Annotated in this window: 7 protein-coding genes, 1 tRNA gene, 1 rRNA gene and 2 pseudogenes; 7 read left to right on the forward strand and 4 right to left on the reverse strand. The window is 41.1% G+C overall.

The window, feature by feature from the left end; genetic code table 11:
* The first annotated feature begins 75 nt into the window (after positions 1–75).
* Entirely contained in the window at positions 76–1128 is a 1053-nt protein-coding gene (locus ACW9JV_RS18555; protein WP_457337201.1) for a homocysteine S-methyltransferase family protein, read from the forward strand.
* Positions 1129–1455: 327 nt separating this feature from the next.
* On the opposite strand, the pseudogene ACW9JV_RS18560 reads toward ACW9JV_RS18555, so the two are convergent.
* A pseudogene (locus ACW9JV_RS18560) lies at positions 1456–1711 on the reverse strand (MBOAT family O-acyltransferase); the annotation flags it as partial.
* 252 nt (positions 1712–1963) lie between these two features.
* On the opposite strand from ACW9JV_RS18560, the gene bla reads away from it, so the two are divergent.
* From bla to blaI, 3 genes are all read left to right on the forward strand, one after another.
* On the forward strand, positions 1964–2893 hold the full coding sequence (gene bla / locus ACW9JV_RS18565) for a class A beta-lactamase (protein ID WP_457337203.1): 930 nt from the start codon (positions 1964–1966) through the stop codon (positions 2891–2893).
* 151 nt (positions 2894–3044) lie between these two features.
* A complete protein-coding gene (locus ACW9JV_RS18570) occupies positions 3045–4817 on the forward strand; it encodes a BlaR1 family beta-lactam sensor/signal transducer (RefSeq protein ID WP_457337205.1) in 1773 nt (590 codons plus the stop codon).
* A gap of 21 nt (positions 4818–4838) precedes the next feature.
* Positions 4839–5222, forward strand: a complete 384-nt coding sequence (gene blaI, locus ACW9JV_RS18575; RefSeq protein WP_457337207.1) for a penicillinase repressor BlaI — start codon at positions 4839–4841, stop codon at positions 5220–5222.
* A gap of 309 nt (positions 5223–5531) precedes the next feature.
* On the opposite strand, the gene ACW9JV_RS18580 is transcribed toward blaI, so the two are convergent.
* On the reverse strand, positions 5532–6875 hold the full coding sequence (locus ACW9JV_RS18580; RefSeq protein ID WP_457337209.1) for an aminotransferase-like domain-containing protein: 1344 nt from the start codon (positions 6873–6875) through the stop codon (positions 5532–5534).
* Positions 6876–7050: 175 nt separating this feature from the next.
* Between ACW9JV_RS18580 and ACW9JV_RS18585 the strand changes: the two genes are divergently transcribed.
* From ACW9JV_RS18585 to ACW9JV_RS18595, 3 genes and pseudogenes are all read left to right on the forward strand, one after another.
* Positions 7051–8043 carry a DMT family transporter gene (locus ACW9JV_RS18585; RefSeq protein WP_457337211.1) on the forward strand — a complete coding sequence of 331 codons (993 nt, stop codon included), beginning with the start codon at positions 7051–7053 and terminating at the stop codon, positions 8041–8043.
* Between the two features lies 1 nt (position 8044).
* The gene (locus ACW9JV_RS18590; RefSeq protein ID WP_457337213.1) at positions 8045–8686 is read left to right on the forward strand and encodes an NAD(P)-dependent oxidoreductase; all 642 of its coding nucleotides are present in this window, start codon (positions 8045–8047) and stop codon (positions 8684–8686) included.
* Between the two features lie 83 nt (positions 8687–8769).
* Positions 8770–8928, forward strand: a pseudogene (locus ACW9JV_RS18595) (DinB family protein); the annotation flags it as partial.
* 282 nt (positions 8929–9210) lie between these two features.
* Here the strand turns inward: ACW9JV_RS18595 and ACW9JV_RS18600 are convergent.
* Both ACW9JV_RS18600 and rrf read right to left on the reverse strand, forming a co-directional pair.
* A tRNA-Thr gene (locus tag ACW9JV_RS18600) sits at positions 9211–9286 on the reverse strand.
* Between the two features lie 16 nt (positions 9287–9302).
* Positions 9303–9381: ribosomal RNA gene (gene rrf, locus ACW9JV_RS18605) — 5S ribosomal RNA — on the reverse strand; the annotation flags it as partial.

Genomic DNA, 9381 nt, shown 5'->3' on the forward strand with positions numbered 1-9381 from the left:
ATAGAATTTACGTGTTATGCTATACCATTATTCAATGCTACACTGCCCCTACATTACTAAAGGAGAGGGTTCGCAGTGGGGAAAAGAAGTTTAGAACAAAGATTAAACGAAGGCACAGTCGTTGCAGCCGAAGGATATTTATTTGAAATGGAGCGCAGAGGTTATTTACAGGCTGGATCGTTTGTACCAGAAGTAGCGCTGGAGCACCCGGAGGTTTTAAAGCAGGTATATCGAGATTACATGAATGCCGGTTCAGATGTGGTTTTAGCTTTCACCTATAATGCCCACCGTGAAAAAATGAGAATTATAGGTAAAGAACATTTACATGAGCCGTTAAACCGGAGTGCGATTCGTTTGGCGAAGGAAGTGGCGAAAGAACATCCTACAGAAGAAGCGTTAGTTGCAGGCAACATTTCGAATACGAATATTTTTGATCCGGAAGATGCTGATTCTGCGGAAGAAGTAAGAAGTATATTTGCAGAAATGGCCGAGTGGTGCAAAGAAGAAGGCGTCGATTTTATAAATGGGGAAACTTTTTATTACCATGAAGAGGCCGTTATTGCGCTGGAGGAAATTCAAAAACAAGGTCTGCCGGCAGTCGTTACATTAGGGCTGATGGGCGAAAATATACTGCGGGACGGTTATACCGTTGAAGAATCCTGTAAAATTCTTTCTGAAAAAGGTGCGTTAGTGGTTGGGATGAACTGTTTCCGCGGACCAAATACGATGCAGCCATACCTGAAGGGAATTAGAAAGGAGGTAGAAGGATATGTCGGTGGATTGCCCATTCCATATCGCACCACAGAAGAACACCCGACGTTTTTCAACCTGCCTGATGGAGGATGCAGTTGTTCCCTGCCGACCGAAACCACGTTCCCGACATCCTTAGACCCGCTTTATCACAATCGGTACGAAATAGCGGAATGGGCGAAAGAAGCAAAAGATATTGGTATTCATTATATTGGTCTTTGCTGCGGGGCCTCACCTGCGATGATCAGAGCAATAGCAGAAGCGATAGGATACGAAACCATTAATTCCAAATATTCACCGGATATGGAGAAACACTTCTTATTCGGGAAAGATGAAACGCTGAAGGGTCATAATCTAAACTACAGTAAAAAAGCATAAGTCATAAGGTGATCATTGAAAGAGGGGAAGCAGGAAAGCGATAATAAATATGGCTTTAATCGGGCGCTTCTTATTTGAACAAGATGGATGCATTCTTCATAAACTGAAGCTGCATCCATTTTAAGCATATTGCGGTTTAATATCTTTTGAAGAGTGGAGTCAGCATCCAAACATATCTTTTAATGTATATGGATCATGTCTCCTTCAACATTACTATACTCTGCGTCAATAATCTTCCTCCATTCGGCAAGATCAGCTTATACTATATATATGACACTTTCTCCGCTATCATTACTGGGTTATCGATAAGAGGAGCATACTCATATAGAGAATCGTTAGATTGCCGCAAATGGAACCGATGAACACAGTCCGGGCTATCGTTTTGCGATGTCTGTACTTGTCGATCAACAGCCCGTTCGCATAATCGAATACGGTGGAAAAGATCATAATGACAACCCCATGCATAAAAGACGAGGCTCGCGCCGAACAGAACGGCATTTTTCAGCTTCCCCGGCGACACGTAATAAATGAGCAAAGCCTCAGGTGAAAACTGGAACAGAAAAATCAGGCTGCTGAAAACCAACGCTCATACCCTCCTTCACTGTCACTTTGCGCTTTTCTGCAGATCCGAGGCGTCTTTCACAGAAAAAACACTTCAAGATTGTGTCAAACTACTTTTTAATTTTGGCTTGACATCCAAAAGACTACAAGTGTAGTATAATACTACACTTGTAGTCTTTTGATTCATAAGGAGGTATAAATTGCTTACAAATAAGGCTGGTAAATGAAGAAAAGAAATATGAGCAATTCAATCTAATAGAGAGAAGGTACCAATATGAGAAAAACAAACCCATACAAAATCGGCATGCACCTGTTCACGCTGTCCATAACGTTGCTGTTACTAACAATACTTAGTGCATGCGGAAATGAAGATAATAAGACTGATACATCATCCGACAAGGAGAATGAATCAAAGCAAACGATCAATAGGGATGAAAAGTTTGCACAGCTTGAAAATGAGTTTGATGCCAAACTTGGAATCTATGCATTGGAAACAGGAACGAATCAAATCGTCAAATACCGATCGAATGAACGTTTTGCCTATTCATCCACTTTCAAACCTTTGGCTGCAGCAATTCTGCTTGAGCAAAACAATATAGAAGATCTTGAAAAAGTCGTTACGTACACCTCTGATGATTTGGTTGCTCATTCTCCAGTTACCGAGAAACATGTGAATACCGGAATGACGCTGTTGGAAATAAGTGAAGCGGCCATACGGAAAAGTGACAACACTGCGGGGAATCTTCTACTTGAGGCAATTGGGGGTCCTGTTAAATTAAAGCAAGCCTTACGTGACATTGGCGATGACGTTACCCAACCCAAACGATACGAAATCGAATTGAATAAATTCACACCGGGGAATAAGCGTGATACAAGCACACCGAGAGCGATGGCCGCGAATCTGAAGAAAGTCGCCCTTAGTGACTTTCTTCCAAATGATAAGCGTGAATTGCTTATCGACTGGATGACGGGCAATGAAGCAGGAGATCCATTAATACGTGCAGGTGCACCTGAAAAATGGAAAGTTGTTGATAAAAGCGGGGCCGGAACCTACGGAACAAGGAATGACATTGCTGTTGTATGGCCACCGAACAAAGAACCAATCGTCATTGCAGTTATGTCCCGACACGATACAGAGAACGCCGAATATGATGATGCACTGATTGCAAAGGCTGCAGAAATCACCCTGAACGCTTTAAAATAAGAAAATCCGGGATCACATATGTCAGTCAGGGACGGCATGTGTGACCCTTCTTTATTGTATGTCTTTCCATGGCATTAAAATGATTTGGGTAGTAAAGTAGAGGTACTAGGTACTCTGAGAAAATATCTTCACGGGTAAGGAGATTAAAGTAATGTCTGTCCTCCATCTGGCTGTTAGTATGTTCGTATCTTCTATCATGATCATCGTTATCATGCTGATCCGAAAAATTTTTAAGAACCAATTATTATCCAAATGGAAATACAATCTCTGGTTCCTGTTACTAATCGCTTTACTATTACCTTATATTCCAACCCAATTATTAAACTTCGGAGATAAGTTCACGTGGAACGGGAACCAAAACAGTGACCTGTTACCATCCGTTACCACAACCGAAAACCCTGGATCATGGGAAAATGAAAATTGGATGCATGATTTTTCAACATCCGTTAACCGGTTTGATTTTACATTTTTGAATCACGTTTTAACCATCATATGGATTGCAGGCATGCTCGTGATGATTGCTCTTTCCATTCATGCATGGATGAAACTGCGACAAATTAAAAAGTCCACAACCCTGCTGACGAATAGACAGGTGCTGTCATTGTTCGAACAGTGTAAACAACAGCTTAATGTATCACGACCACTGGTGTTGGGAGAATCACCACTGATCAAATCCCCATTGACGTTCGGGGTATTTAAAACCTATATAGTCCTGCCTAGTCATGCTGAAGCGTGGCTGTCCATGGATGAAATAAAATACACTTTGCTGCATGAATTACATCACTATAAATATAAAGATATTGCCACAAATTATCTGATCGTCCTATTCCAGATTTTATACTGGTTTAATCCATTGATCTGGATGGCGTTCAGGGAAATGCAATTGGACCGGGAAATCGCGTGTGACAGTGCTGTCCTAAATACTTTGGATCAAAACCAGCATACAGCATACGGAAACACCATTATTATGTTTGCGGAGAAATCCTATCTTCCAAGGCAATTCTCAATGGTTAACCAAATCGCTGGTTCAAAAAAACAATTAAAAAAACGGATTGAACGTATTGCAGCCTTTAGATCTGAAACAAAGCTGCTAAAACTGAAAAGCATCCTGATTTTTATACTTCTTGTCGGAGTTGTCGTGAGTCAGATACCAGTTGTTTCTGCAATGCCTTATGGTAGTGACAGGATTAATTTCGACAATAAGCAGACAATGTATGAGGATTTAAGCGTATTTTTCAGTGGATATAAAGGTAGCTTTGTACTGTATGATTTGCAGGAGGAACAATACAATATCTATAATAAAAGCAAAAGCACATTACGGATTTCGCCAAATTCCACGTACAAAATTTACAGTGCACTTATTGCGTTGGAGTCTGAAGTCATCACACGGAATAACAACTCCATGCAGTGGAATGGGACCCCGTATCCTTATCGAAGCTGGAACCAAAATCAAAATTTATTTACTGCAATGGAAAATTCCGTGACCTGGTACTTCCGGAAAATAGATAAAAAGGTGCAAATGAAAAACATTGAATCTTATCTTGATAAATTAGAGTACGGCAATCAGAATCTGTCGGGTGGAATCGAAAACTATTGGCTCGAATCTTCCTTAAAAATTTCACCAATTGAGCAGGTGCAGACACTCAAAGACTTTTATACAAACCAATTTGAATTTGATGGTAAGAACATTCAATTCATAAAAGATGCCATCAAACTGGAGACGAAAGACAGTGCAACACTCTATGGCAAAACCGGTACAGGAACAGTGAATGGGAAAAATGTGAATGGCTGGTTCATTGGCTATATAGAAAAGGAAAACAATACGTATTTTTTCGCAACTAATATCGAAAGCGACCATCATGCCAATGGTAGTACAGCTGCTGAAATTACGAAATCCATTTTATCCGATAAAGGCATCTATTAAAAGGTAAAGGCAGGGAATAACGTGACGAATAAAATACCCACTATTTCAGAGTCGGAATGGGAAGTCTTAAAAGTGCTCTGGGAAAAAGCGCCGCAAACAGCAAATGATATCATTTCATCCTTACAGGCACAAACGAACTGGAAGCCGAAAACCGTACGTACACTGTTGGATCGGCTCACTAAAAAAGAAGTCGTCGGCGTCCATAAAAATCAGAGATTTTACACATTCTACCCGCTTTATTCCCAAAACGAATGCCAACGTGCCAAAGCAGACTCCTTTGTAAAACGATTCTATGACGGCACCTTAAAATCGATGCTCGTTCAATTCATTCAGGATGAAGACCTGTCTGAAGAAGATATTAAAGAACTAAGATCCATATTGGATAAGAAACAGGACAAAAAATGAGACTGTCCCCTTTCAAAATTGAAAACATCCTTTGACTACACTTATTGGATTAGTCCAAACCAGGGCGGGGAATAACGTTTGGCTAAGCATAATCCACAATCACTTTAGAATCAACATCGTTTTTTCTCCGCCATTGATAATGCTTCTCCCATGGCTTTCAGAAGGGGTTATACTCGTTCTTTAGCTTGCTGCGACCCTGTATGAGGAATCCAGAGCTTTTTAAGCGGCTGCTGCTTCAGGCCTCCCAAAAATAGGTGCCTCAACATAGGTACTGCCTCATGGTAACTACACCCCTGAAGTATTCCAAAACTACCACCCGCTTTCCCGGCTCACTTCTTCCATGATTGTTTTAACCCCCTTGTCGATTTGTTCGGGCTGCGCACGTGAAATGCTGATTCGCAAAAATTTCTTCCGGTCCAGGTAACTCGATAAATAAAATCCTTTTCCAGTGACTACGTTGACATTCCTTGCGGCAAGCCGTCGCGTCAAACGTTCCAAATTCACCGTTTGTAATAGTCTGAACTGCATATAGATACCTGATTTGACGTCTGGCACTTTAACTAGCCCTTTCTCGTTATACCTCTGCACTGCCTTATGTAATGCCTGAATCCGTGTTGCGTATTCGTTGTATATGTTGTATCTGTGCCGTTCATACATCCCATTTTTGATGTATATTTCAAGTGCGGCCTGGGACAAAAGCGAGGTGTCAGCATATCTTTTGTAGGTATGGAATGTCTTCAACAGGGCTCTCGGTAATACGACGGCCCCCAATCGCAGACCGGGGAAGATGATTTTCGAGAAACTTTTCAAATATACAACGTGCGAAGATTGGTTATAAGCATAAATCGGATCAAAATATTCTTTTTCCCCAAGGTCGGCCATGTAATCATCCTCCACGATGAATACGTTGTATTTGCTCGCTAGATGAGCGATAGCCTGCCTCTCCCGCTTGTTGTATGAGGTACCCAAAGGGTTGTGATATCTTGACATCGTGTAAAAAAATTTGATGTCATCATTTTTGAACTTCTCTTCTAACCTCTGCAAATCAATCCCTGTCTCCGAACGGGCAATTCCGCATACTGGTATATCCTCCCTCTCAAGAAAATGAAGATAGTTATCGTAACTTGGCTGTTCCACAAGGACGGTTGAATTTCCATTAGGAAACGGCATCTTCGTTAATATTTCCAATGCTTGCTGAACACCAGATGTGATAAAAATCTGTTCAGCTTTTGTGAATACTTGATCATTGGCTAGGTGGGAAGTAAAAGTTTGCCTTAGCTTCTTCATCCCCTGTGAGTAGCCATATGTAAAGAGTTCATATTTGTACGTATCGATCGCCTTATTCAAGCAATGCTGGAAATCCAAATAGGGAAACACGTTTAAATCCGGTGAAGCTGAAGTAAAATCAACCTTTTCATTTCCTTGACGATCACGCTCATCTTCTGGTTTTGCAACCACGTAAAAACCACTTTGTGGTATAGAATAAATCAAGTGACGCTTCTCCAGCTCTGCGTACGCTCGTGTGGCCGTGCTGATGCTGCATCTGTATAACGTTGTGACTTCTCGAACGGAAGGCAGTTTTTGGCCGGGGGTGTATTGGCGTTTCATGATTTTTTGTTCCACATCAGAAAGAATAGATAAATATTTTTTCACATCGATCCCTCCTCGTATATATAGTTATTCCATTCATTGTACAAGATTTTCTAAACTGTATCGATACAGTTTAGAAAAATGAATATTGTTTGGATCGGTATTTTATCTTACTTTTTATGTAACGGATCGGACATTTTCTGGCATCGGTTCGATTATAGAAGAAGGAGGGTCGTCCGTGAAAGAAGAAAACGGGCTGAAACTTGCCTATTTATCTGCTGTGTTGAATGCAGTGATCATCGGGTTTTCATTTTTGTTTGTCAAGGTGGCGCTTGAGCATACCCGCCCATTCGATATGCTGACTTACCGGTTTGCCGCTTCATTTGTAGGTATTTCCATTCCCGTTGTATTCGGTTGGATAAAACTTGATTATCACGGTAAACCATTGTTTAAAGCACTAATGTTGGCTACCATGTTTCCACTCGGTTTTTTCACGTTTCAAACGTTTGGGTTACAGCATGCTACCTCTGCTGCGGGAGGAATTTTATACGCCTTCACACCGGTTGCTACAATGTTACTGGCCTCTATATTTTTAAAGGAAGCAACAACCCTCTTGCAGAAGCTGTCGATTTTCTTGTCTGTATTCGGCGTTGTTTTCATATTTATCATGAAGGGAAGCAGCCTTGATTTGTCAAACTTGACAGGTATTTTCCTTCTGTTTACCACATGCGTAGTTTTTGCTGGATACAGCGTTTTGGCCAGGTCGCTTTTGAAAACTTTCAGCCCAGCGGAAATCAGTTATTTCATGTTGGGAACAGGGTTCATTGTGTTTCTGGTGATTTCAGTCACCAACCATATTATAACCGGAACACTTGACAGCCTTTTTTCACCGCTTGCCAACGGTCCATTCATTTTGTCGATATTTTATCTTGGCGTGCTGTCAACACTTATCACAGCATTGACGGCAAACTATGCTTTGTCAAAAATAGAAGCTTCAAAAATGAGTGTATTCACCAATTTGTCAACTATTATCTCCATAGCAGCCGGAGCGGTTTTTCTTGGAGAAGAAATCAGGATGTACCATATTATCGGTTCGGTACTGATTATAGCAGGGGTTCTGGGCACGAATTTTTGGGGACAAAAAAGATGGGATGAATATTCATCGAAAACCCTACGAGACGGGACATATTCAAAATATAGCTTGATTAACGAAAAAACAGGGAGGAATTAAAATGAAAATAGGAGTCATTGGTGCAAGTGGCAAATTAGGAAACCTTATTCTAAAAGAAGCATTAAAACGGGGGCATGATGTCACCGCGATCGTAAGAAATGGTTCAAAGATAATAAATCCTGAAGTGAATGTGGTAGAAAAAGATATATACGAGCTTTCCCCGGACGATCTCAGACTTTATGAAGTGGTCGTAAATGCATTCGGAGCACCAATCGGAGAAAAAGAACCTCACATTACGGCTGGGCATGCATTGATTGAATCCTTAAAAGGTACAAATACAAGGGTGATTGTCATTGGGGGAGCTGGAAGTCTTTATGTGGATGAAGATCAGACGACCCGGCTTATAGATACTCCGGATTTGCCTGATGACGTGAAACGAACCGCAATAGGGCAAACGAAAAATCTTCAAGAATTTCAGGAATCGCAAGGTATCTCCTGGACTTATGTAAGCCCTCCGGCCTCTTTTGATCCCAAGGGGCCTAAAACCGGTGCTTATCAAACAGGGAAAGATAACCTGCTTGTAAATGACAAAGGTGAAAGCTATATCAGCTACGAAGACCTGACCTTAGCCGTAGTAGATGAAATCGAACATGCAAATCACCTTAATGAACGATTTACGGTGATAACAGGGCAGAGTGAGTAAAAGTTTTGGGGTATATTCCATTTATTTGGAATATACCCCAAAAATCTACGGATGCTACCTTTACTGTATTGTTACAATAAAGTTCCAATGCTCAAATACTGAAGGGACAAATCAAACATATTGTTCATCATCGTGGTCAAATCACCGTACTGATACGTCAAACAGGATTAAAACCTTATGGTGTTTATGGGCCACCTAAAGAAGAGTGGATTCATGTAGCCCCACCGTCTCCGATTTCATAATCTTTAGTTCTTCTAAACCTGGAAGGTCCATGGTAAAATGTTTATACACGCAACTCCTATCCTTTCTTGTTTCTGGGCAATTCAAGTATAAAGGAGCTTGCGTGTTTTTTACGCACGAAATTGTTTCAAAACCCCAACATTTATTGTAGAGCCATTTTAAAAATTAATTCGTCTCCAATCCTTACCCAAAACTCCTGTACTACTAAAAAATGCCTTAAACTGTACCAGTCTAAGACATAATAAAAACCCCTTTATCTCAAGGGGTCATCTCTGTATTATTCATGGAGCTTCCTAGCGGACTCGAACCGCTGACCTCATCCTTACCATGGATGCGCTCTACCGACTGAGCTAAGGAAGCTTATATAAATAAAAAAGTCTGGCAGCGTCCTACTTTCACAAAGGGTTGCCCCTTCATTATCATCGGCGCTGGAGAGCTTAACTTCCGTGTTCGGC

It is taken from the genome of Salibacterium sp. K-3 (genome assembly GCF_054052005.1).

What these genes read in the sequence shown, in the direction of transcription:
- bla (WP_457337203.1), top strand. Translation starts at nt 1,964, where the DNA reads ATGAGAAAAACAAACCCATACAAAATCGGCATGCACCTGTTCACGCTG.
- ACW9JV_RS18570 (WP_457337205.1), top strand. Translation starts at nt 3,045, where the DNA reads ATGTCTGTCCTCCATCTGGCTGTTAGTATGTTCGTATCTTCTATCATG.
- ACW9JV_RS18590 (WP_457337213.1), top strand. Translation starts at nt 8,045, where the DNA reads ATGAAAATAGGAGTCATTGGTGCAAGTGGCAAATTAGGAAACCTTATT.